A 24,795-nucleotide genomic window follows, 5' to 3' on the forward strand; every position below is an offset into this window, starting at 1 on the left:
AAGTTGATAATAGTCGTGATTAGAAATTTTCAACTCGTTTACACTCAAACACTGAAACTCTCCAACTCTTTAAATTCGTTCATAATTCATAACTTTTAATGTATCATTATTAAAGGATTTCCTGAAGTTCCAGCCACTTCATTTCATACTCTTCTAGCTTTTCAGAAATAGTTTCCAGCTCGGCAGATAGTTTTGCAACTTTTTCATATTCCGTTTCATTATTAAGCTGATCCATTATTTTAGCACGTTTTTGTTCAAGTTCTGGCATTTCTTTTTCTATGGTTTCCAGTTCACGTTGTTCCTTAAAAGACATTTTTCTTTTTTTAGAAACAGGTTCAGAAACCTCTTTTACTGCCTCAATTTCTTTTACAGGTTCTGGCTTTGATACTGTATTTTTTTCTAAGGCATCCTCACGGCTTTTAGCTTCTCTGTATTCGGAGAAAGTTCCAACAAAATTTCTGATTTTTCCATCTCCTTCAAAGGCAAGAACATGACCTACGATTCTGTCCATGAAATATCTGTCGTGGGAAACAATAATCAAACTACCCTGAAAGTTGAGCAAGAAATTTTCCAGAACAGTCAAAGTTGGAAGATCCAAATCATTGGTAGGTTCGTCAAATATCAGAAAGTTTGGATTCTGATACAAAATATACATCAGGTGGAGCCTTCTTTTTTCACCTCCCGAAAGTTTGGAAATAGGTGAGTATTGCGTTTGGTCATCAAATAAGAACAACCTCAAAAACTGCGATGCAGAGATCGTTCTTCCGTTAGCTAAAGGGAAGTTTTCGGAAATTTCTTTGATAAAGTCAATTACTCTTTCATCTTCTTTATATTTCAGTCCTTTTTGTGAAAAATATCCGAATTTGATGGTTTCTCCGGTTTCAATTTCTCCGGAATCCTTTGGCTCAAGACCTTGGATGATATTCAGTAATGTAGATTTTCCAGCACCATTTTTTCCTACAATTCCTACTTTCTCACCTCTTTGAAACTGATAACTGAAATCTTTTATCAATAATTTCTCGTCATAACTTTTAGAAATATCTCGAAGTTCCAAAATTTTATTTCCGAGTCTTTTCATTTCAAAATCGAGTTCCAGAGACTCTTTTCGGGTATCGGTTTTAGCTATTTTTTCAGTTTCGTAAAAGTCTTCTTGTCTAGACTTTGATTTTGTAGTTCTGGCCTTAGGCTGTCTTCGCATCCATTCCAGTTCTTTTCTGTAAAGATTATTCGCCTTGTCGATTGTGGAATTCATATTGTCCTCACGAATCATTTTGTTCTCAAGATAAGTCGCATACGAACCATTGTGGAAATATAGATTTTTATCTTCCATTTCCCAGATAATGTCACAAACGCTGTCAAGGAAATACCTGTCGTGAGTAACCAGAATTAATGTTATTTTGGCTTTGCTTAGGTAGCTTTCAAGCCATTCTACCATTTCTACATCAAGGTGGTTGGTTGGCTCATCCATGATCAAAAGAGTATGACGATGCTCGGCTCTTGTTTCAGTTAACAATTTTGCTAAAGCCACACGTTTGATCTGTCCTCCGGAAAGTGTTCCCATTTTAGCTTCCAGATCTGTGATTTTCAACTGAGAGAGAATTTGTTTCATATCATTCTCCAGATCCCAGGCTTTATGAATTTCCATTTCAGCCAGAGCTTTTTCAATGAAATCATAATCTGTTGAAAGTAATGATTTATGATAATTTTTTAAGGCCTGAATGGGCGCAGAATCAAGTGTCATCATAAATTCGTCAATAGTGAGATGAGAATCAAAATCGATTTCCTGGTCAAATAAGACTACCTGAATATCCTTATTGATCATCACATTGCCACTGTCTGCAATTTCTTTCCCCATTAATATTTTAAGAAGGGTAGATTTTCCGCTTCCGTTTTTGGCAACAATGGCTATTTTGTCACCTTCATTGACATGAAAAGAGATATTTTCGAACAAAACTTTGATGCCATAAGATTTAGTAAGGTTTTCTACAGAAACGTAATTCATTGGAATGTAATGGTTTGATATTGATTTTGAATTGAACCGCAAAAGTACGAAAATGTAGCCTAAAATTTTCCTGAACCTCTTTTATAAAATGAATATTTATAATTTTTTAATAGACTGTGTCCATTGTCTGAAAAAACTATTCAGTAAATTTGATAGCCTATAATTTAATTAACACAGAAAAAATATTAATACAAAAAATCTGATTGAAGTAATGAAAAAAGTAATTGTCGACATGGATGGGGTAATGGCGGATGTATATCATCAGCTGGTACAATTTGAAAAAAGAGATACAGGAAGAGAAATTCCAATCAGCGATTTGACGGGTAAACCTGAAATAGAGTCTTTTCCCAATGGAAAAAAACACGTTAATGAAGTTGGATTTTTCAGAACCTTACCTGTAATGAAAGGAAGCCGCGAAGCGATGGAATATCTGAATAACAAATACGATCTCTATATTGTATCTGCAGGAATGGAGTTTCCCAATAGCTTAAGGGAAAAATACGACTGGCTGGCAGAGCATTTTCCATTCATCACCTGGGAGCAGATTGTTCTTTGCGGAAGTAAAAAAGTAGTTGCTGGAGATGTAATGATTGATGATTACCCAAAAAATCTGGATCATTTTTCAGGCGAAAGATTAATATTCACGCAGCCTCATAATGAGCTGATAGAAAATGACACTTATAAAAGAGTGCATTCCTGGGAAGAAGTGATGGATATCCTTTAAAATTACCTTAAAGGCTGGAAGGGCGAAGATGGAGGCTGGAAGTTATAGAAGACAGATTATTTCTGAAGGCCGATATGAATTATGCGGTCAGTACTAATTTCCATCTTCCTGCTTCTCGCTTCATTTCGTATTTTTAATCCAGTGTCAGTCTTTTTAACGACCAGGAATTTCCATTATAAATATCAATATCCACTTTGGCGTTGATGCCATGAACAATACCGTTTTCTGTGAACTGCCAGAAATCCCACTGGTCATCCGGAGAAGGAGAGGGGACATCATTGTAATTGGCTAGCCACAAAGGATACCCTTCGAACTCACCTTTCAGAAAATCTTTATAATAATGATAATACGTATAAATGATAGGTTTTTGACCATACGTATCCTCCACGATTTTACACCATACTTTCAGGTCTTCAATCAATTTTTTATTGGTCTTACGCTTTGGAATTTTTTCAATATCTAAAATAGGAGGCAGGTCACCGCTTTCCAGTTTTACATTGTTTAAAAAGTTATTAGCCTGAATAACGGGATCTTCATCGGCTCTGTAAAAATGATAGGCACCGCGGATAAGATCATGTTTTTTAGCACTTTCCCAAAATTCATCAAAATGCTTATCAGCACTTCTGTTTCCCATCGTAGCACGCATCACGACAAACTCTAATGGGATTGTTTTATTGCCAATACTGAGACTGTCCCATTTGATATCTTCCCTGTTTTGATAATGTGAAACATCAAAACCATACGTCTTATCCAGATTACTGCTCAATATTCTCTGAATTCTTGCAGCTTCCTTTTCACTGTTGTGAAGTTTTTTGTGCTTAAACTTATTAAAGTACAACGCATAATAATAGATTACAGACTGCTTTAAATAAAATCCGGTTCCTATCAATGCTACGATCAATATCCCCAATATTACCCATCTTCGGAAAAAATACTTCTTCCGTCTTGATTTATGGACCTGTTTGGCAGTTTTTTTGGTGTACTTTTTTGGTGTCATAAAGTTTTGCAAAACTAACTTTTTTCACTGCTAAATGCTAAAATAAAATCAGTAAATTTGTGTATTATGGAAACACGCGAAAAAATCATCATTATAGGAGGAGGATTTGCGGGGCTGCAGCTTGCAAAAACATTGAATAACAAGAACAAAAAGGTTATTGTTCTGGATCGGATGAACCACCATATGTTTCAGCCGCTTTTTTATCAGGTAGCCTCAGGAAGGATAGAACCTTCCAACATTTCTTTCCCCTTCAGAAAGATTTTTCAGCAATCCAGAAACACACAGTTTCGGATGACAGAGGTGAAAGAAATAGACCCTGCCAGCAATAAAGTCATTACCGACGAAGCCGAATTTACATATGATAAACTTATCATTGCAACGGGCTGTAAAACCAATTTTTTCGGAAACAAAGAATTAGAAGGAAGAGCTTTTGGGATGAAAAATACCCAGGAAGCCATCAGTATCAGAAATCATGTGCTGATGACCTTTGAAAAACTCATCATTGAAAAAAGCAGAAGCGATGACGGAAACTGGAATATCGTGATTGTAGGAAGCGGGCCCACCGGAGTGGAACTTGCGGGAGCTTTTGCTGAGATGAAAAAAGATATTCTTCCAAGAGATTACCCTTATATGAACTTTGACCATCTGAAGATTATTCTGGTGAGCTCTACCGAAAAACCACTTGCTGTCATGAGCAGTGAAGCGCAAGAAAAATCGGAGAAGTATCTTAAAGATCTTGGGGTTACTTTTCTGAGTGGAGAAGTGGTAACAGACTATGATGGGGATAAAGTACACCTTAAAAGTGGAAAAGAAATTTCGTCCAATAATGTAATCTGGGCTGCTGGAGTTACCGGCAATGTTGTAGGAGGTTTCCCGGAAGAAAATTTAATGCGAAACAGATATATTGTAGATCGATATAATAAAATAAAAGGGTACGACAATATTTATGCTATCGGAGATATTGCCTATATGGAAACACCAAAGTATCCACAAGGGCACCCTCAGGTTGCTAACGTAGCCATTAATCAGGCAAAAAATTTAGGTAAAAATCTATTAAAGAAGAATCAGGACGAATGGAAAGAATATGAGTATGATGATAAAGGCTCACTGGCGACCATAGGGAAGCACAGAGCCGTTGTTGATCTGCCATTTATCAAGTTTCAGGGATTTCTGGCTTGGTACTTCTGGATGTTTCTCCATTTAATGCTAATTTTGAGCGTTAGAAATAAACTGGCCATATTCTTCAACTGGATGTGGAGCTATATCAACAAAGATTCGTCTTTAAGATTAATTATTATACCTACTAAGAAAAACGGAACATTACAATGAGAATTGACATAATAAGCGTACTTCCTGAACTGATGGAAAGTCCGTTTAAAACCTCTATTTTGAAGAGAGCGATGGATAAAGGGCTGGCGGAAGTACATTTTCATCAACTGAGAGACTGGGCAATCAATAAACACAGGCAGATTGATGATGAACCTTACGGAGGTGGAGCAGGAATGGTGATGATGATTGAACCGCTGGATAAATGTATTTCAGAGCTTAAATCTCAAAGAAATTATGATGAAGTGATATATCTTACCCCAGATGGAGTCACTTTGAATCAAAAAATAGCCAATTCGCTTTCCATAAAAGAAAATCTGATCTTTCTTTGCGGACATTACAAAGGGATAGATCAAAGAGTAAGAGACCTTCATATTACAAAAGAAATTTCAATTGGTGACTACGTTCTTACAGGAGGAGAACTTGCAGCCTGCGTTCTTGCAGACTCTATCATACGATTGCTTCCCGGCGTTTTGAATGATGAACAGAGTGCTTTAACAGACAGTTTTCAGGATGATCTTCTTTCACCACCAATTTATACCAGACCCGAAAGTTATAAAGGACTTGATGTTCCTAAAATTTTACTGAGCGGGAATTCTGGAAAAATTGAAGAATGGCGTCACGATGAAGCTGTGAGAATTACCAAAGAAAAACGTCCCGATTTACTTTAGATCAAATTTGCCGGCATTTATTTAATTCTGGCCAACCTATTTAACCCCGTTTGCTATTACGGCAAATGGAATAATATTTGTTGTAAATTTAATACGAACGAAAAATATTAATATTTCTAATTTTAAATTAATATTTTATTTCTGTTATTCTTGATTTAATATATTGTCTCAATTTTGATTAATCTGTTAAAACTCTCGAATAATTGGAAAATTAATTTATTTTAGCTTATTTCATTGGTATTTTTATTATATTTGAATTGTTTTTTATTGAAATTTATTTATTCTTATAGGCGGTGAATCGATGAGATTTGAAAAAATAATAGATTTGCCTCTTGAAGTGAAAAGAATATAATAAATTAAAAAAGTATAGAAATTAGTGTAGATGGAGTTGTTCTCTTTTTATAATGTTGAAAATTTATTTTTGCCCGATCCGAAACCTGTCCACAAATTAGATCCTACCCGGTCAGGATTAAGGAATTGGGATGAAAAGAGATATAATAACAAGCTTTTCAAAATCTCCCATGTATTTCAGTTGATGAAGGAGGAAAATGGTGCGATGCCATTTGTAATAGGGCTGTCTGAAGTTTCCGGAAGGAAAGTTTTGGAAGATCTCGTGGAGATGGACCCCTTTAATTCGCAATATGGAATTGTACATTACAATTCTATGGACGAAAGAAAAGTGGATGTAGCCATGTTATATGATAAAAGTAAAGTAGAGGTGATAGATTCAGAAACCATTACTTTCTTTTTTGAAATAGTGAATAAAAACACAGAATATTACGATACAACCAGAGACGTACTTTTTTCGAAAATTAAATATAAAGGAGAAATTATTAATGTCTTTATCGCGCATCTTCCCTCTAAACGCGAAAAAGATGTCAATAAACCCAAAAGAGCCTTTATATTGAATGAAGTCCGGGAACGGATTTTGAAATTAGTAAATGCTGATAAAGAGCATGTCATATTGTGTGGTGATTTTAACGAAAACCCGGATGATGAAAATTTAGTGCAGATTCTCTATGACAATCAACATGAGAAGGTTTTAATGAATCCTTTTCAAGAATTGTTTTCTACTAGAAATTATTCTACTTTTCATTATAAATCTGGATTGCTGTATGATCAGATCATTATGTCAAGATCTTTGCTTGATAATAAGACGCTGGCTTTTCAGGATGCACATATATTCAATTCTGAAAATATCCGCAGCAGGGCCAGGAATTTTGAAGGACGTCCTTTCCGAACTTATGCCGGTACACGGTATCTGGGAGGATATAGCGACCACTTTCCGGTTTTTGTAAAATTTAAGAATTTACAGTAAAAAACATAAATAATAAAAAAGTAGAAAATGAAAAATTCGAGCAACACAAGCTATCATTTGGATTCTATTGACAAAGAAATTATCTACATGTTGATGGATAATGCCAAAACTTCCTTAGCCCACATTTCAAAGCATGTTGGTATTTCAACCACTGCGGTACACCAAAGAATCAAGAAACTTGAGCATGCGGGAGTTATTGAGAATTCAATATCATTCCTTAATCCTAAAAAAATTGGATATAAGGTGACTTCCTACATTGGTGTATTTCTGGATCAGCCAAGCCATTATCCAGATGTGGTAAAATCTTTACATGACGTAAATGAAGTAGTAGAAGCCCATTATACTACAGGAAATTACACTATATTTCTGAAGGTTCTTTGCAAAGATAATGACCACTTGATGCAGATTCTTAGCAAGATTCAAAAGCTGAAAGGAGTAACACGAACAGAAACTTTTATATCTTTGGAACAAGGTATTTACAGACAATTGAAAGTATAACGATATGAACATAGCCCAATATTTGGATTCAACTTACTTGAAAACACCAGAACAATCAGGTATTTCCCACCAAGAAACACTTCAAAAAGATAAAGAGCTTGCCCAAGAAGCTATTGAGAATGATATTTTTGCCGTGATGATTCGTCCGGATTATGTATCTGAGATCAAGAAATATATTCAGGAAAGAAATTCAAATGTTGCAGTAGGAACTGTGATAGGCTTTCACGAAGGTACATATTCAATTGATGAGAAGCTTGCAGAAGCCTCAAAAGCCATTGAAGATGGTGCAGATGAATTGGATTTTGTAATTAATTATACTGCTTATCTGCAGGGAAATATAGAATTGGTAAAAGAAGAATTTGTAAAATGTACTGCATTGTCCCTTGAACATCATAAAGTTGTAAAATGGATTATTGAAATTGCAGCATTGACTGATGAGCAAATTGCTGATCTTACTAAAAATATATCTACCTGGGCAGAAGAAAACTTCTCCGAAAATGACTGGTCGAAAATTTTTGTTAAATCTTCGACAGGATTCTTCAAAACTGCTGATGGTAAACCTAACGGGGCAACCTTTGAAGGGGTCACCATTATGCTTAATAACGCAGGGAAACTTCCTGTAAAAGCAGCAGGAGGTGTAAGAACTCCTGAAGATGCTGAGAAAATGATCAGTATGGGTGTTAAAAGGATAGGAACCTCTTCGGCTTTAGCATTAATTAAAGATGAAGCTTCATCAGAAGGATATTAAATATAAAATTTAAAATATAAAAAACCATCAGTTTAACTGATGGTTTTTGTTTTATATCTGTGCCTGATATTCTTCGTAGAACTGTTGGGTTTCTTTGATTAGGCTGTTCATTTCTTCCAATGTGAAAACTTCCAGGAACTTTTTTCTGAAATCCTTGAAATGAGGAATTCCTCTGAAATAGTTGCTGTAATGCTGTCTCATTTCAATCAGTCCTAATTTTTCTCCTTTCCATTCTGCACTCCACTCCGCATGTTGGCGGACTGCCAGTAATCGGTCTGATATGGTAGGAGCAGGTAAATGTTCTCCTGTTTTAAAGAAATGCTTGATTTCATTAAATATCCATGGATAGCCAATAGCAGCACGTCCAATCATAATACCGTCACATGCGTACTTTTGCTTATAGGCTAATGCTTTTTCAGCAGAATCTATATCACCATTTCCAAAAATTGGAATTTCAATATTAGGATTTTGTTTAATTCTTGAAATATGTTCCCAATCTGCTTCCCCCTTGTACATTTGACCACGGGTTCTGGCATGTATTGTAAGAGCTTTGATTCCTGTTTCCTGAAGACGTTCTGCTACTTCATCAATATTGATGCTGGTGCTGTCCCATCCTAGACGTGTTTTAACGGTTACAGGCAGATGGGTAGAGCTTACAACAGCTTTCGTAAGACGAACCATAAGGTCAATGTCTTTCAAAACTCCAGCTCCAGCTCCCTTGCAGACAACTTTTTTTACAGGACACCCAAAATTGATATCTACCAGATCCGGATTTACCGTTTCAACAATTCTGGCAGACATGGCCATAGCTTCTTCGTCTCCACCAAAAATCTGTATACCAACTGGTCTTTCATAATCGAAGATATCAAGCTTTTTACGGCTCTTAATAGCGTCACGAATCAATCCTTCGGAAGAAATAAATTCCGAATACATTAGATCTGCACCATGCATTTTACACAAACGTCTGAACGGAGGATCACTTACGTCTTCCATCGGAGCCAGCAAAAGTGGAAATTCCGGCAGTTCTATGTTGCCTATTTTTATCATGATGCAAATTTACGAAATTCTGAAAAAACAATATTTTACTATTCATTATGTTAATTGGTGTTTCACGTTTGCTTGCTTATTTAAGGAACTTTAAGATATTTTGTTTAATTTTATTCGAATATATTTATCTGATTTTCAATGTTTTTATTGATTTATTGAAAATTATTTTTTATATTTAGTGTAATAAAAATTAATGATATGAAAAAAATTCTATTTTATTTGATGGCAATTTTAGCTTCATCAAATTTTTATTCACAAGTGAGTGTTTCTGCTACAGCAGGAACAGCTACAGGAACCTATACTACGTTAAAGGGAGCATTTGACGCTATTAATGCGGGAACACATCAGGGAGCAATTTCAATCAGTATCACAGCTAGTACAACAGAAACAGCAACTGCCAGTTTGAATGCCAGTGGCGGGGCAACCATTTACACCTCGGTTGCAATAAAACCGGCGGTAGGAGTTACAGCTACAATTTCTGGTGATCTTGCCAGTGCCCCTTTAGTGAGAATCCAGGGTAGTAATATTACTTTGGATGGAAGCAATGTTGCTTCAGGAACAACAAGAAACCTTACCCTTACCAATACCTCTGTTACTGCACCGCAGGTACTTACATTTATTGCAGCTTCTGCGGCGGTGGCAAATAGCAATATTATGGTTAAAAACCTGAATATTATAAATGGTATCAATAGTTCTTCAGCTTTAGTCATGTATGACGGAGCTACAACCCCTGTCGGAGGCTTTTTTAATAATGTTACCATCCAGAATAATTCTATAAAGAAAGCCTATATGGGGATTTATTTATTTGCAGCTATAGCAGCAGGAAATGGAGCAAATACTTTGGTTACGGGTAATGATATAAGCGCTTCCGGAACAGATGCCAATCGTCTTGGAGGAGTTTATGTACAGGGTGCAGATGGAGTGACCGTCAGCAATAATATTATTGGTAATTTTGAAACTGCTAGTACCGAAATCAAAAGAGGGGTATGGTTTGCTACTGCTACTGTAAACTCTTCAATTATTTCAAATACCATTACTAATCTCGGATATACCGGAACATCTACGGGTGGCGCTTCCGGGATTACCGTTACATCTGGAAATACAGGAGCATCTGCTGTAGCTAATATTATAGTAAGAGGAAATACTATTTCGAATTTTACTTCCAGTGGAACAGGGACTCTGTTTGCGGGAATTTATGCGGGGGGTGCGCTGACATCCGGGGTGACCATTGATAATAATAAGATAAATGGTATAAAAAACACCAATACCACCGGATATGGAGCTCAGGGAATTTATCTAGCAACAACAAGTCTTACCTCAAATACACTGGTTTCTAATAATATAGTGAATGGTATAGCTGGTTATGGATATGCAACGACTGGTGGAGTGAATGATAACGGAAACGGAATTGTTATTGCCGCAGGGGGAGGATATAAAGTATATTATAATACAGTTGTCATGGATGTCAACCAGACTGTTGCAGGAAGACCTTCTGCGTTTAATATTACCAGCGGAGTAACCGGCTTGGGAGGTATTGATGTGAGAAATAATCTTTTTGTGAATACCCAAACCCAGGCAGGAGATAGGTATACTATTTATGCAGGGGCACTCAGTACTGTTTTTTCTACTATTAATTATAATAATTTCTATTCTTCCGGGACAAATCTGGGATATATCGGAGGTCTTGCAAAAGCGACACTTGCTGATATTCAGTTAGGATTTGGTGGAAATGCAAACTCTTTGAACGTTATGCCTGTGTTTGTATCTGCTACTGATTTCCATGTGTCTGCTACCGGAAATGCAGCTCTTGATAATAAGGGAACTCCCGTGGCAGAAGTAACCTTGGATGCAGATGGTAATCTCCGAAATGTTCTTACTCCGGATCTTGGAAGTTTTGAATTTACAGTTGCTGTACTGGCGGTAAATGACGCTGCTAAAAAGAATACGGTAAGCTTCTACCCGAATCCAGTGGTAGATTATCTTTATATCAATAATGACAGTAGAATCAAAGATGTTGAAGTATATAATGTTTCAGGACAGAGAATTCTTAATGAAACAATCAATGCTGAAAAAGGTTCTGTAGATATGAGACGTGCTCCTGCTGGAGTTTATATCTTAAAAGTAAATGCAGAAAAAGGTTCACAGTCACTGAAAATTATTAAAAAATAAAATGTAACTAATAGCCAAAAAGAATCCCCAATAGCGATATTGGGGATTTTTTATTTAAAAGTAACCATTAATGTTAGAAACTTGCCTTTACCTGCATACTTCCAATGTGAATTGTCCGTTCACCTGAATTTCTTCCTTCGTAATTAAGATTCAATTGGATAAACGAGTTGATTGCCTGTTGAATAAATACACTCCATACCTGGTTTTTTCCAGGCTTCAGACCATCCAGCATCTGGTTTCCTACAATACTGAAATTATTTCCTGTGAAATTGTTACTGATGAATGAGAAGTTTCCACGGATGGAAGTCTTTCTACGCTCCCATTGGATTGTTCCTGTAACATCAAAAGCTTTAAGAAGTTCTTCACCATCTAATCTTTGTTTCTGGCGGAAAGCAGAAGATAATTCTGCCTGAATAGCATCTGTAAATTTGTATGTCGCCTTAGGTTTGGTTTCAAAATTATTAAGACGATAATCTCTTGTCGCAAATAATTGTGAAGAGTTTTTGATATCATGAACAGAATTTTCCCAGTCGACCCTGAATTCTTTATTGAACCAATATCCGACATTCAGAAAATGAGAAACCTGCTCACGCTCTTCATTACTGAAATTGGCATTAATAAGGTTATCATTCGTGATGAGTCTGTAGTTTCCGTTCCATCCTGATTTATCAGTCGGATTGAACTGTACGGAAGCCAGAATATTCTGATTTTTAAGAATTTGATCACTGTTCTTTTCAAAAGGATTCAACACAAGAACTTTATCTTTTTTATAGAACGAGTTTTGAGAATTTAATGAAATATTGAAATTCCAGCGTTTTAGAAATCCATTTTCTGAATTGAAAACAATAGCTGGATTTACAAATAAAGCGAGCTGTATTTTATTTTTATTGGAAGGAATATACCTTACAGAATTGGTGTAAACACGGATATATTGGGCAAGATCGGAATATTCGGCAATTTCAAATTCGTCCAGCTGCTGAATACCATCACCGTTATAATCTGTCCATTTATAAACTCCCTGTCCATCAGTAACTTTGATGTACTGGAATTCCCTTTGTGCTTCCTGTCCGTTTCCAAGCTCATAGAAAGCCTGAAGACGCATCCCGTTTCTAAAAAGCTGTTGATTGTAAAGTATATTTCCAACAACGAAGTCATTATTTCGGGTTACATTACCTTCCGGACCAGAGTAGAAGAATTTTCTGTAATGGATTAAAGCATTTAAAGTAGTTCTTTCTGTTTTGATGATCTGGCTTTCCGCCATGATTCCCAAAATATTGTTCATATTCTGAAGTCTGTTGTCACGCACAGAGTCGTTATCTCGCATGTATACTTTTGCCAATAACTTTGTTCTTGTACTGTCACCGATTTTCTTTTGCAAAAAGAGCTCTTTCCAGCTGAAACTGGTGACATCCATAAGTTGAGTGTCATTGTATTTTTTCTCGTTATGCTCCATACTTCCACCGATAGTCCAGCTTCCTTTTTTACCGGTAAACTCAGTTGAAGCCCCTCCACGGATGAATTTAGTGTCCTGTAAGGTTGCATTGGTACTCAGGTAAGATAAATTCCCTTTGGTAAAGAACTTTCCTGTAATCCAGCCGAAGTCCAGGTCATTTTTAAGTCCTTTGTAAGAATTTTGCTCGTTCAAATAATTGACACGATAATTTAAAGTAGATTTATTATTCCACTTATTCAGGAAGCTGAAAATAAATCTGTTTTGAGTCTTTTTGTTAAATTCCTGTGCAAGGTTGAAATCTCTGGAGAATTCTACATCGTTGATACGGTCCAGAATATGAAACTGTTTGTCGATGTATTGATATTCAAAACTTGGAGTTCCTTTCCATGTGTTTTTTGTAAAACTTTTATTCCCGAAGATACGCCATGCATATCCCATATTCTGATCAGAATCTTTTGACGAAAATAAATTGACATCATAATTACTCAGGGAGATATCAGCTCCTATCTTACCTTCATTCAATAAATACTCAGAATTCACTGAATATACCTGTGATTTCTGAGGGGAAGGAAGTTTTCTTACTGCTCTGTAGTCTCCCGCATTGGGTCCAACATATTGGAAAACACGTCCGTTATTGGTCGTCTGTGCTATTTTGTAATCTCCAAGATTAGCCCCAAAATAAGTAAAAGAAACCTGATAAAGGGTTAAACTAGGATCAGTAGAAAATTCGTAGAAATTTCCGGCTGTGTTTAATTTATATAAAATTTTATTGACGTCATACTCGGTGACCACTCCCGATGGTGCATACATGAGATCAGGATTGTTTCCTGCATCAGCAAGGATCTGCTCATCTTCTTTGGAAAGACTTAAAGAAAGCGGTGCATTTTTGTTGTCATTTTCCATGAACCAGTTAAGTCCTACTTTGAATCTTTCTCTCTGGTGCTCAAGCTTTCCTGTAAATAAATATCTTGAATAATTTCTATTGGCGTAGTTATAAGAAATCGTAATAAAATTCTGCTGGAAAATAGGACGGAAACTGGTAAAGGTAACTTCACCCGTATTATAGTTGATGATATAATCCTGGTTTTCTCCACGTTTCATTAAGATCCCGTCAATGAAAACCTGTTCAGAACCTGAGATCAGCGTAATGAACTGTTCTCCATTCTTACCCGTCAGACGATAAGGTCCCTGGTTACCTTCAACCCCTTGAAAACGAATTCGGTGGAATTCACTTCGTGCAACACCGGCAGAAATATCTACAAATGTTTTATTTTCTTTCCCAAATTCTGTCTGGAACTGAAGCCCCATACTTCTTCTCTGGTATTTTGCGAAATAATTTTTAGCTTCTACAAGATCAAGATGTCCTGCTCTAAGGATAGATTTTTCCTTAATATTAAGCTGCATATAGATCTTGTCAAATTCTTCCAAAGTTTGGGTATACCCATCAGCCTGAATGGGAAGGTTATGATCTGAAATACTGGCTAAAATGGTAACATCTTTTGATAATCGCCCTGAGATTTGAAGGTCCATAGAACTCTGCACAGACTGTCCCTGGTTATTTCCAAAAGTGATCCCACGGATAATAGAACCTTTTGAATTAAGTTCTCCTAAAAATCTCTTTTTATCATTTTTTGCTAATACAGCTTCATCAATAATGATCTTGTTGTGAGTTCTTATGAAATCAAGAGTATCTTTTGCGAAGATGTCCTGTTCCAACCTTGCAGCGAGAATGCTGTCTCTTTTAATGCTGTCTTCAGGAATGTTGGGGTTTTTCCATGAAAATACCTGAGCATTTCCTGAAAATATGCCTAAAAAAAATAAAACGAATAGAAGAATAAAATTCCGCAAGTTTTGAAAAATAATTGGTAAAAATAGCTAAAAAATGTTAATACTAAGAGGTTTAGAATTATTAACAGAAATTTAATCCAAATATTGTGAAGTCGCGAAAAATCAACGTAATTTAGCCCCCGAAATTATTAATAACAGAAAATTTTTAAATCATGAAAAAACTTTATTCGTTTGTAGCGGCTGCTATGTTTGCTGCTACTGCCTTTGGACAAACCACTCTTTTATCAGAAGATTTTGGAACTACCAATACACTACCAGCTGGCTGGGTAAGCACAAGTACCAGTAATGGATGGAATGGAAATACAACTAATCAATCAAATAATTCAGGAGCTTCAGGAGGAACGAACGCTGTATTCATTGGAAATGGTTCTAACGGAATTACCCATACACTAACTTACTCTTTATCTACAGTTGGATACAGCAATGTTAATATTATCTGGGCTGGCAAGGGAACTAGTACTTTTGCTCAGAATATTACTTTTCAATGGAGTACAGATGGTACTACTTGGAATAATGTAACCTATACGTATAGCAAAAATGCTAATAGCTGGGCTCTTGTAAATGGTGGGGTAGCGATTCAGTTACCAGTACAGACAGAGAATGCAGCTAGCTTAAGCCTTAGATGGTCTTCTGTTACCAATAATAACGGAAACTACAGAATTGATGATGTAAAAGTAGTAGGTACTGCTGCTTCATTAGGAACTTCCAACTTAAACATATCTAAAAACGTTTTCGTTAAAAATACTGTTGTAAATAATGATATTACTTTCGGAGCTAAATCTGATGTTAAAATCTTTAATATGGCAGGTCAGGTTGTAAAAACGACTACTGTTTCTGAAAACCAATCTTTGAATGTTTCTGACCTTAAAGAAGGAACTTACATTGTAACGGGAACTGTAAATGGTAAATTTGTTTCAGAGAAAGTTATTAAAAAATAACACGGCTAATTAACTAATTGTTAAATATATAACGCTATTCAAATTGAATAGCGTTTTTTTTGTAGTTTTACGAAGTATTAAAAAAAAAATTATTTTCATGAAAAAGATTTATTCTCTATTTGTTGCTTTAGCAACATCAACGGTTATGTTTGCACAAACAACAATAACTCAGTGGAATTTTGACGGAAGCACAAATGCTGCTACAACAGGTGCAGGTACAGCGAGCATTTTAGTTGCTACAGGAACGCCTTCTTTTCCTGGAGGTAATCCTGGTTCAGGAAAAGCATGGAGTACTGCTGGTTTTCCAGCGCAAGGTACAGGTTCTGGCACAGCAGGTTTTCAGTTTACGAGCAGTACTGCCAACTATACTAATATTAGTGTTTCTGTAGATATTACAGGTTCAGGTACAGGTTCTAAGTATTTTCAAATGCAGTATACAACAGATGGTACTTCTTGGACAAATATTGGAGCTGCAACTGCAATCGGGCAAACAGGATCACCTACTACATGGGTTACTCTGACAAATACTTTGCCAGCTAGCGCAGATAACAATGCTAACTTCGGATTTAGAGTATTATCCGTATTTGATCCGGCCAACAATGCTACTTATACACCCAACGGAGGTGCTAGTTATGCGGCTGCAGGGACGTCAAGAGTAGATAATGTTACAATTTCAGGAACGTCAAGTTCTTTAGCTATAATAGATGCTAAAAATGCAAAATCAGGAAGTTTCGTAAAGAACTCTTTCGTTAAAAGCAACGAGATCGTTTTCGGATCTGATGTAAAAGACGTAAAAGTTTTCAATATGTTCGGACAGCTTGTAAAAGAAGCTTCTGTAAAACAAAACGGAACTGTAAGCGTTGCTGAGTTAGCAAAAGGGAACTATATCGTAACAGGTACAGTAAATAACCAACCGGTTTCTCAAAAAGTTCTTAAAGACTAATCTCTTTTAGATAAAAATATAAGGAGCCGCTTCACAGAAGCGGCTTTTTTATGTGATTATTTGTTGATTTTAGATTTTTGTATGGCCTTTATTTCTTAATTTGGTGGTATTGTTTTTGATATTTTTATTACAAATCCATTTCTAAAAATTAATACGATGAAAAAAATCTTTACTCTTGCCGGACTTCTTTTGTTAACCTCTTTTTCAAATGCTCAAATTGTGATCAATGAGATCTATGGCGGTAATACCAATTCAGGGGCTGTGTTGAAAAATAATTATATTGTCCTTAAAAATATCGGAACTAATTTGGTTTCTTTGACAGGGGCGAGCATACAATATGCACCAGCGATAGGTGCTTTTACCGAATATCATACACTGCCGGATTTTACTCTGGGACCTGAAGAAACCTATTTGATTCAGGAGTCAGCAATTGATGGAGGTACTGAAAATCTACCTACACCAGATTTTATTGCGACGACAATCACTAATTTTGACGGAACTCCTAACAAATCTTCCGGGCTAAGAATCTCCAGTATATCAGGAAAAATAGCTTTAGCCGGAAATATAGTGCAGGTAGCAGGGCCTTCTGCATCCAATGTACTGGATTTTGTGGGATATGGATCCAATGCAGATCAATTTAAGGGAGATGGACCTGCTCCCTCTCCAACCACAACCACCGCTATAAAAAGAACATTAGTGGGAAGTGATAATAATATGGCTGACTTTTCCCTGGAAGGCAGTGTGAAATCTGGGTTTGTACAAAATCCCTTTATAAAAGATAGTAGAATTGTTTTCGGAACAGAGGTGAAAGATGCGAAAGTATACGATACATTCAGGCAGGTTGTCAAAAAATCACCTACGAAACTCGCCTCAAGTCTTGACATTGCAGAGCTTCCCAAAGGAACTTATATTGTGACCGGAACGATTAATAATATTCCGATTTCACAGAAAATTATAAAAGATTAGTTTTTAATAATAAAGAACAGCCTGTATTCACAAGCTGTTCTTTTATTTTAATACAAGATATTAATCGTTGAAATTTAATCCACAAAGATATCCACAATAGTCTTTTTACTTTTAATAAAGCTTAATACCAGCCTCTTCTTGCTGCATTGATAATTGACCCAAGATTAAGAATCAGGGTATATCTGATCCGTTTTCCATAATCTTTAAAGGAAGGTTCAAATCCTAAAGAAGACTGTATCGGGAAATAAACTTCCAGGAAATCCGGGATAATTCTTACCTTAACTCCAGTATCCCATATGAATTTGGCAGGAAGATCTTTATTTTTATACACTCCGGCATCAGCATACACATGGAATATTTTCCAGATACTGGAATCTACATTTGCGGAAGTAATCCATTGGTTGACAGTTCCCGGGAGAAAAGATTTGAAACCACCATCTGCTAATATAAACTGTTGTGAAAGAAGTCCGCTGCTGGCACTTTCTCCCAAAAGCGTATAAGAGAATGAGTAGTTTGAAACCCTGGAAATACCATAATCGAAAAGATTGTTTCGGGTATCGTTTCTCATAAAATATCCGGCAAATAAACGTAAGCTCAGCTTTTGTTTAGGGGCAAATTCCCATCTGTAGAAGCCTTCAGCTGTTATTTTGTTGAAGTCTTCCATTCCCTGAGCGCTCAGGCTGAAACTTTTTTCATGGATCATCTGACTGTCACTGTAGCCATACCCGATACTCCAGAGATTATATTTGCTGTAATCGTTATTAGCAATCATCAAAGGGCTCAGGTCTCTTTCAAAATAATTATATGAAATACCTACGCTTCTGCTTACCGTACTTCTCGGATTTTTTCTGAAATTGATACTTGAGGCAATAGAACTTTTTCTGTAGGCTAGCCCATAATCGTAATGAAAATAAGAACCGGAAACACCAAATGTTAGGCTTCTGATAATACTTTCAGCGGGAAGAAAAGAGTAGGAAACGGCTCCCGAACCCGTCAGCTTTCCTGTTCCCGTACTATAAGTGGGGGTAACCGAATACAGGAATTTTTGGTCAAAGAAAGATTGATTTTTTAAATTAACTCCCAAGAGAAATTTATCATATGTATTGTTGAAACGTACTCTTGGACTGATATAAATTTCATTGTATTCCGGATTCGGAATGTCTTTTATTAATTTAAGTTTAATTTTTTTTGCATTGGAAAATATTCCTTTCGCATACAAAAAGTTGTCCCTGTAATTGGATTCAGGGAAAATGTAACCACTGTTTAACGTGACTTTATAAATGTTATCTGAAGCAGGAAGAGATACAGTGGTGATGTGCTGGTTTTCTTCAGTATCTATCCAATACGCCTTCTTTTCTCCTTCTTTAGTTTCCGTTTCCAATTTTACAGGAATGGAAACATCGGTATTTTTCGCAATTCTTATTTGTAGAGAATCGTTTTCTTTTCTAATATTCTTGAGTCTAAAATCAACCCTGTTTTTCTGGTTGAAAAAGTTGGAAAGATAAGCCGTTGACTTATTCTTTTCAGAAAGAGCCATCAGAAATTCATCAGGATTAATTTTTTTTCCGGAATTCTGAGAAATATAATTTTTTACAATATCATTGAAGTGATCATATCCTATTTTATCTGCCGAATAATTAAAAAGGCTTCCTGTTTCAAAGCTGCTGATCGCCATGTCATTGAAGTTACTCAAAACAGGAAAGTGCTCATCAATCTTCTGATCGAGGTTTTGCAGCATGATATACTGATAGGAGAGTCCATAGCGGTCCAACAGTTTTACTTTGGATGCGTGGAATAATTTCAGCGGTTTGAGCCCGAATATTTTAGTCTCAGGAAGCGTACCTAAAAGTTTCGTTTCGGCATAGAATTTTTTCAGATACTGAATTTCCAGGTAGGATTTTAAACCATTTTTGAACCAATGATCTTTTTCCTTATCGGCGATAACGTTTTCATCAAGAATTTTCTTGGCAATGATTCCAAAATAATCCAGATCGGTTTTTTCAGCATTCGTAAATAACTGGAATCTGAATTTCAAGAAAGTAATATCGTTATTTCCGAAAAAGTCTTCTTTAGCCCTGAATTTATCAGAAATAAAAATACTCTTCGGAAGAAAACCGAGTCTCTCTTTGAGGAACTTTAAGTGCAAAGGAAGATAAAATTCCAGATTTTGTTTTTCTTCTGGCTTCAGATTGTATCCAAACTTAATTTCAGTTTCAGAACCATCAACATTGGTTTTTATGGAAGGGTAGCCAGTGGCCGAAATCAAAAACTCAGGATCTGAATCCAGCGAACCCCTGAATGAATTCATCTGGGTCTGTGGAAGATTACCTTCAACAAAATTATTGACAGGGACATCAAAGTTTACAGTCCAGAAAGTATTGAAACTTACCTGCTCTTCAATGTCGTGGTAGTTTCTCTTGGAAATATTGTCCGGATCAAAATGATCCGGAACAATAAAGAAATATTTTAATACCGTATTCTGAGCGGATGTGCCGTATCCCGTAAATGTTTTATCGGGAAGCTGCATCCGGTATTGCAACTGTAAAGTAACGCTTTCGCCAGGTTTTAATACATTTTTCAGAGGAATAAAAAGATTTTCATCTGAGAGGGTATTAACAGGAACCACTTCGTTTTCAGAATTTTTAATATTCAGTTCAAGAAGTTTCCCCAATTGATTACTTTTTGCAAAGTGCAAATCGTTATTTCGGTCTTCCAGTTTTCTGTAGACTAAAGAAGTTCCGCGTTTATTGTAAGCGGAAACCCAATTCAAGAGTTTTATGGTTTGCAGGTCTTTTTCAGAATGATTGTAATAAACAATTTCCTGACTGACATCAAGGTTCTTTTTGTCAGGAGACAGTTTAGCTTCAATATATATACTGTCTGTCTGTGCAGAAACCTGTACAACTCCCAAGAACAAAATAAGGCAAATGCTGATCTTTTTCAAATATCCGTGATAAAGACCAAATATAACTTATTTTGTATACACTTTATAGGATTTTAACCCTGAATTGCTTTTTTTTCCAAAGAATTAATATACGCATTCCATCCCTCTGTCTTGTAAGTGATTGCAGAGGCTTCTGGATTATCAGATTTATAGATTCCTCTTCCTACAATAATAAAATCTGTATGAAGTGTCTTGAAAACATGTTCCGGTGTATTGTACTGCTGTCCTTTACCATCTCCGGAATCTGCAATGTTTACCCCTGGAGTGAATAATAAAAGCTCTTCAGGAATTTTATTCTGAGATACACCACCAATTACATTAGGATGAGATAAAGCTATTTTTAAAGCTTCCTCACGATAGCTTGCAGTTGTTAATGCTCCCTTAGAAGACATTCCAACGATCGCTACTACCCCTACATTATTGAAACAGTCTAACGATTCAAAACCTCCGATCACCTGAGATGTTACGAAATCTGCCCAATCTGTAATTTTGAAAACTCCGCTTGTGAACTGAAGTTCCTGAGTGTTTCCAATATCAGCAAATTTTCTGTCTTCCATCAATAAGAACTGGTGTTTTGCAGCAATTGCTTTTAAAGGAGTGATTGTTTTTTCGTATTCAAAATCAGAAATAATATCAATATGTGTTTTTAAAGCAACGATATGTGGACCTACTTTTTCAGCCAGTTCCAGCAATTCCTGAGTAGTGGTTACATCTGCAGAAGCAATAAGGTTTGATTTTTTTGCTAACGCTGCTTCCAGCAACTTTTTTGAAACTGAGTGCTGTGCATTTTGAAGTTTTTGCTCATAAGAAGATCTTGTTTCTTCTTCAAACTGAATATGGTTCCCCTGAAGGAAATCCTGGATTCTTTTTACTTCTTCATCTGACAATTCACCAGTTTCCTGAAGAATATCACACACTTCTGAAATATTGAAAAGAGTGTGTACTCTATAACCTTTGCTTTCTAACAACTGTTTTCCTCCTTGCTCTCTGTCCAATACCACCACAATGTCAGAAACCTTAAGATCTTCCTGTTCTATTTCCGGAATGGTTTCCAGCAAAGATTTTCCTGATGTGATCACATCTTCTACCAAAAGACAGTTCTGCCCTTTCTGGTAAATTCCTTCAATCAGTTTTTTCGTACCGTAGCTTTTCGCTTCTTTTCTTTTAATAATTAATGGAATGTAGCTTTCCAGAGACATGGCAGTAGCCATAGGAAGAGCAGCATAAGGAACTCCACAGATTAAATCAAAATTATCCAATGGAAGCATTTCCAATAAATAATTAGCAAGATTTTTTAAAATTTTAGGATCAGAAGCCAAAGGTCTTAAGTCTACATAAAAAGGACTTTCGATACCACTTTTTAAAGTGAACCTTCCAAATTTGATGATGCCTAGTTTGTAGCACTCTAAAAAGAATTCTTTTTTACTTTCCATTATTTTTTATTAGATATTGCAAATTTAAGGAATTGAAATAAGGCTTAAAAATTTATCGCTCATTTGTAAATAAAAAACCACCCCGGATTGACCAGGATGGTGTGAAAAATATAATAAACTGTTATTTTACGATTTCTGCATCAATGACTTGAGCACCGCTGTATCTTCTTTCGGCTTCCCATAATAAAAATTTGTCAACCTCTTTGATGAGCTTAGGAATTGTCAGTGACAATACTGCCAGGTCGTCCATGACTCCAAGTACGGGGATAACAAATTCAGGAAGCAGGTCAATAGGAGAGAGTACATATAAAATTCCCAGTAAAGGAAGAATAATGTCTATGGATTTCATGGGATAAACTCCTTTTCTCCACATTTTGACCATTCTGAAAATATCAGGGATCTTTTTTATAAAGCCCTTGTGATTGATGGCTTCTTTTGCAAGATTTAATTTTGAATATTTCATTTTGTGTTTGGATTTAATAAACTTTTCAACGCTATTAATTTCACAAATCCTGTACCAACAAATTATAAAATTTAGTTAAAATATTATTTGATGATATTGTCAATGAACTGATGTACAGTCTCTGTGTTCCAATCCTTTGTAGCATCTTCTTTAATGAGGATTCTGCCGTTCTTATCCAAAAGGAAAGTCGTAGGAAATACTTTGGGAAGAATTTTCTCAGAAATCGGACTTTGAGCAATATATACAGGAACGCTGTAATTATTCTCCTTCAAGAATTTTCTTACATCCTCTTCCTTATCATTCATCGCAATCAGGACAAAATCTACATTGTCTTTTCGGGAATCATACAGTTTTTGAATAGATGGCCATTCTTTTCTGCACGGAGGGCACCAGGTTCCCCAGAAGTTAAGAAAAACTCCTTTGTCCTTAAAGTTTTTAAGATTCGTACTGGGAACATTGATTCCTTTAAGCTCTATATCGTAATCCTCTTCACTGATATGAACAGCATTTTCAATGGTTGCGACCGGTAAAAAAGTATCCTTCAGGAAATTCCTTATTCCCGGAACGAAAGCAACGATACCGATAACAACAATTAATACAAGATAAATGATATTTTTTTTCATATCTCTTTTTTATAGCAGATCTAAAATTTCCTGAACAGCATCTTTCCCTCTGTTTTTGGCATAATATATCTGCAGATCATTATAGAACATATCTTTTGGATAGGCTTCAGGATCTGCTTTATATTTCATCAGGAGCTCATATCCATATTTCGGACGTGGTCCCCATGAATTTTTTACATTCAGGTCTTTGTCGAGAATAAGTACTTTAGGAATAGATTCCGTACCGTTGGTCAGAAACTGATTGATTAGGCTTTTGTCGCTATCTCTCAGGAAAACTCTTACTTCATTATTTCCTTCAAAGAATCTGAAAAGTGCAGGTACTGTAGCGCTTGCATCTCCACACCATGCTTCAGAAATAATTAAAATCTTTCCATCAAAATTTTTGGCAGCAAGTTCTTTCAACTGATCTTCATCCGGAACGTATTTTTTTACCGTTCTGTCCATTCGCTGAAGACCCAGTTCATAATATTGTTTATAATCAGCCTCCTGCTGGTTGGCAGGGGTCTCTAATCTTTTTTTTGCAATTTGAAGATATTCTTCAAAGGAAATTCCTTTATCCCAGTAATTTTTCATTACCAAAAATATTTATGTTAAAAATTATTGATATTTCTTGTTTTGTTGATCAAAAACAGGTCTGCCAATACAAATGCAGCAAGACTTTCCACTACAGGAACTGCTCTCGGAACTACACAAGGGTCATGACGTCCTTTTCCTTCTACGATCACAGGATTTCCCTCCTTGTCAATACTGTCCTGAGGTCTCAGAATAGTGGCCACAGGCTTGAAAGCTACACGGAAATAGATATCCATTCCGTTGGAAATACCACCTTGTATACCTCCTGAAAGATTAGATTTTGTGGTAAAATCTGTATTGAAAGCATCATTATGCTCTTTTCCTGTCATTTTGGCACCACAGAAACCGCTTCCATATTCAAAACCTTTGCAGGCATTGATATTCAGCATTGCTTTTGCCAGTTCGGCCTGAAGTTTTGAAAAAATAGGTTCACCAATTCCTACAGGAACATTTTTAATCACACAGGTGATTGTTCCTCCGATCGTATTCCCTTCTTTTTTGATCTCCTTGATTCTTGAAATCATCTTTTCAGCTGTTTCAGCATCAGGACAACGCACGTCATTGCTTTCTGTTTGAGAAAAATCTAAAGCCTGGTAAGGTTTTTCACAGAAAATATCACCTACAGAAGAAACGTAAGCATTGATCTCAATGTCTGATAAAAGCTGCTTGGCAAGAGCTCCTGCCACTACCCAGTTCATTGTTTCCCTTGCAGAAGATTTTCCGCCGCCGCGATGATCTCTGAAACCAAACTTCTGGTCATAAGTAAAATCAGCATGACTCGGACGATATGCGCCTGCAATATGGTCATAATCTTTTGATTTCTGATTTTCGTTTTCAATGATAAAACCGATGGGGGTACCCGTTGTTTTTCCATCAAAGATTCCGGAAAGAAACTTTACTGTGTCACTTTCTTTTCTTTGTGTAACGATTGCCGACTGGCCAGGCTTTCTTCGGTTCAGTTCATATTGAACCTTATCGAGATCTACCGTTAAACCTGCCGGAAAATTATTGATGATACCGCCGTAAGCCACTCCGTGACTTTCTCCAAATGTTGTAAGACTAAGAAGATTACCTAATGTGTTGAACATAATACAAAATTACCTATTTTTCT

General features: G+C 36.2%; 20 protein-coding genes. 10 read left to right on the plus strand and 10 right to left on the minus strand.

What is annotated here, in order from left to right:
• Positions 1-109: 109 nt before the first annotated feature.
• On the minus strand, positions 110-2,002 hold the full coding sequence (locus tag C1634_RS09905; RefSeq protein WP_109738346.1) for an ABC-F family ATP-binding cassette domain-containing protein: 1,893 nt from the start codon (positions 2,000-2,002) through the stop codon (positions 110-112).
• A gap of 211 nt (positions 2,003-2,213) precedes the next feature.
• On the opposite strand from C1634_RS09905, the gene C1634_RS09910 reads away from it, so the two are divergent.
• A complete protein-coding gene (locus tag C1634_RS09910; protein ID WP_103235663.1) occupies positions 2,214-2,726 on the plus strand; it encodes a 5' nucleotidase, NT5C type in 513 nt (170 codons plus the stop codon).
• A 133-nt stretch (positions 2,727-2,859) separates the two neighbouring features.
• Here the strand turns inward: C1634_RS09910 and C1634_RS09915 are convergent, their stop codons facing one another.
• Positions 2,860-3,723, minus strand: a complete 864-nt coding sequence (locus tag C1634_RS09915; protein ID WP_185145123.1) for a glycoside hydrolase family 25 protein — start codon at positions 3,721-3,723, stop codon at positions 2,860-2,862.
• Positions 3,724-3,789: 66 nt separating this feature from the next.
• Here C1634_RS09915 and C1634_RS09920 point away from each other — a divergent pair, with 66 nt between their 5' ends.
• From C1634_RS09920 to deoC, 5 genes are all read left to right on the plus strand, one after another.
• Positions 3,790-5,052, plus strand: a complete 1,263-nt coding sequence (locus C1634_RS09920) for an NAD(P)/FAD-dependent oxidoreductase (protein WP_109738347.1) — start codon at positions 3,790-3,792, stop codon at positions 5,050-5,052.
• Positions 5,049-5,720, plus strand: a complete 672-nt coding sequence (gene trmD, locus C1634_RS09925; RefSeq protein ID WP_103235448.1) for a tRNA (guanosine(37)-N1)-methyltransferase TrmD — start codon at positions 5,049-5,051, stop codon at positions 5,718-5,720. Before C1634_RS09920 ends, trmD begins: the two co-directional genes overlap by 4 nt.
• A 382-nt stretch (positions 5,721-6,102) precedes the next feature.
• The gene (locus C1634_RS09930; protein WP_109738348.1) at positions 6,103-7,038 is read left to right on the plus strand and encodes an endonuclease/exonuclease/phosphatase family protein; all 936 of its coding nucleotides are present in this window, start codon (positions 6,103-6,105) and stop codon (positions 7,036-7,038) included.
• Between the two features lie 27 nt (positions 7,039-7,065).
• Positions 7,066-7,536: an Lrp/AsnC ligand binding domain-containing protein gene (locus C1634_RS09935; protein WP_103232653.1), complete on the plus strand. Its 471-nt coding sequence runs from the start codon at positions 7,066-7,068 to the stop codon at positions 7,534-7,536.
• A 4-nt stretch (positions 7,537-7,540) separates the two neighbouring features.
• Entirely contained in the window at positions 7,541-8,284 is a 744-nt protein-coding gene (deoC, locus tag C1634_RS09940; protein WP_103232654.1) for a deoxyribose-phosphate aldolase, read from the plus strand.
• A gap of 51 nt (positions 8,285-8,335) precedes the next feature.
• On the opposite strand, the gene dusB is transcribed toward deoC, so the two are convergent.
• Positions 8,336-9,331 (minus strand): tRNA dihydrouridine synthase DusB, encoded by a 996-nt coding sequence (gene dusB / locus C1634_RS09945; RefSeq protein ID WP_103232655.1) that lies wholly within the window; start codon positions 9,329-9,331, stop codon positions 8,336-8,338.
• A gap of 198 nt (positions 9,332-9,529) precedes the next feature.
• Here dusB and C1634_RS09950 point away from each other — a divergent pair, with 198 nt between their 5' ends.
• The gene (locus C1634_RS09950) at positions 9,530-11,500 is read left to right on the plus strand and encodes a T9SS type A sorting domain-containing protein (RefSeq protein ID WP_103232656.1); all 1,971 of its coding nucleotides are present in this window, start codon (positions 9,530-9,532) and stop codon (positions 11,498-11,500) included.
• A 73-nt stretch (positions 11,501-11,573) separates the two neighbouring features.
• Here C1634_RS09950 and C1634_RS09955 read toward each other — a convergent pair whose 3' ends face one another.
• Positions 11,574-14,801 (minus strand): hypothetical protein, encoded by a 3,228-nt coding sequence (locus tag C1634_RS09955; protein WP_109738349.1) that lies wholly within the window; start codon positions 14,799-14,801, stop codon positions 11,574-11,576.
• A gap of 152 nt (positions 14,802-14,953) precedes the next feature.
• On the opposite strand from C1634_RS09955, the gene C1634_RS09960 reads away from it, so the two are divergent.
• The 3 genes from C1634_RS09960 to C1634_RS09970 all read left to right on the plus strand — a co-directional run bounded on the left by C1634_RS09960 (position 14,954) and on the right by C1634_RS09970 (position 17,648).
• A complete protein-coding gene (locus C1634_RS09960; RefSeq protein ID WP_103232657.1) occupies positions 14,954-15,739 on the plus strand; it encodes a T9SS type A sorting domain-containing protein in 786 nt (261 codons plus the stop codon).
• A gap of 97 nt (positions 15,740-15,836) precedes the next feature.
• The gene (locus C1634_RS09965) at positions 15,837-16,682 is read left to right on the plus strand and encodes a T9SS type A sorting domain-containing protein (RefSeq protein WP_103232658.1); all 846 of its coding nucleotides are present in this window, start codon (positions 15,837-15,839) and stop codon (positions 16,680-16,682) included.
• A 156-nt stretch (positions 16,683-16,838) separates the two neighbouring features.
• Positions 16,839-17,648, plus strand: a complete 810-nt coding sequence (locus tag C1634_RS09970; RefSeq protein ID WP_103232659.1) for a T9SS type A sorting domain-containing protein — start codon at positions 16,839-16,841, stop codon at positions 17,646-17,648.
• A gap of 121 nt (positions 17,649-17,769) precedes the next feature.
• Here the strand turns inward: C1634_RS09970 and C1634_RS09975 are convergent, their stop codons facing one another.
• The 6 genes from C1634_RS09975 to aroC all read right to left on the minus strand — a co-directional run bounded on the left by C1634_RS09975 (position 17,770) and on the right by aroC (position 24,772).
• Positions 17,770-20,592, minus strand: a complete 2,823-nt coding sequence (locus tag C1634_RS09975; RefSeq protein ID WP_228410051.1) for a gluzincin family metallopeptidase — start codon at positions 20,590-20,592, stop codon at positions 17,770-17,772.
• 53 nt (positions 20,593-20,645) lie between these two features.
• Positions 20,646-22,025 carry an orotidine-5'-phosphate decarboxylase gene (gene pyrF, locus C1634_RS09980; RefSeq protein WP_103232660.1) on the minus strand — a complete coding sequence of 460 codons (1,380 nt, stop codon included), beginning with the start codon at positions 22,023-22,025 and terminating at the stop codon, positions 20,646-20,648.
• A 121-nt stretch (positions 22,026-22,146) separates the two neighbouring features.
• Complete coding sequence (locus C1634_RS09985; RefSeq protein ID WP_103232661.1) at positions 22,147-22,488, minus strand: YkvA family protein; 342 nt, start codon at positions 22,486-22,488, stop codon at positions 22,147-22,149.
• Between the two features lie 83 nt (positions 22,489-22,571).
• Positions 22,572-23,111, minus strand: a complete 540-nt coding sequence (locus tag C1634_RS09990) for a TlpA family protein disulfide reductase (protein WP_103232662.1) — start codon at positions 23,109-23,111, stop codon at positions 22,572-22,574.
• Between the two features lie 9 nt (positions 23,112-23,120).
• Positions 23,121-23,684, minus strand: a complete 564-nt coding sequence (locus tag C1634_RS09995; protein ID WP_103232663.1) for a thioredoxin family protein — start codon at positions 23,682-23,684, stop codon at positions 23,121-23,123.
• A gap of 17 nt (positions 23,685-23,701) precedes the next feature.
• Positions 23,702-24,772, minus strand: a complete 1,071-nt coding sequence (gene aroC / locus C1634_RS10000; protein ID WP_103232664.1) for a chorismate synthase — start codon at positions 24,770-24,772, stop codon at positions 23,702-23,704.
• Between the last annotated feature and the right edge of the window lie 23 nt (positions 24,773-24,795).

This window comes from Chryseobacterium viscerum (assembly GCF_002899945.2).
Classification (GTDB): domain Bacteria; phylum Bacteroidota; class Bacteroidia; order Flavobacteriales; family Weeksellaceae; genus Chryseobacterium; species Chryseobacterium viscerum.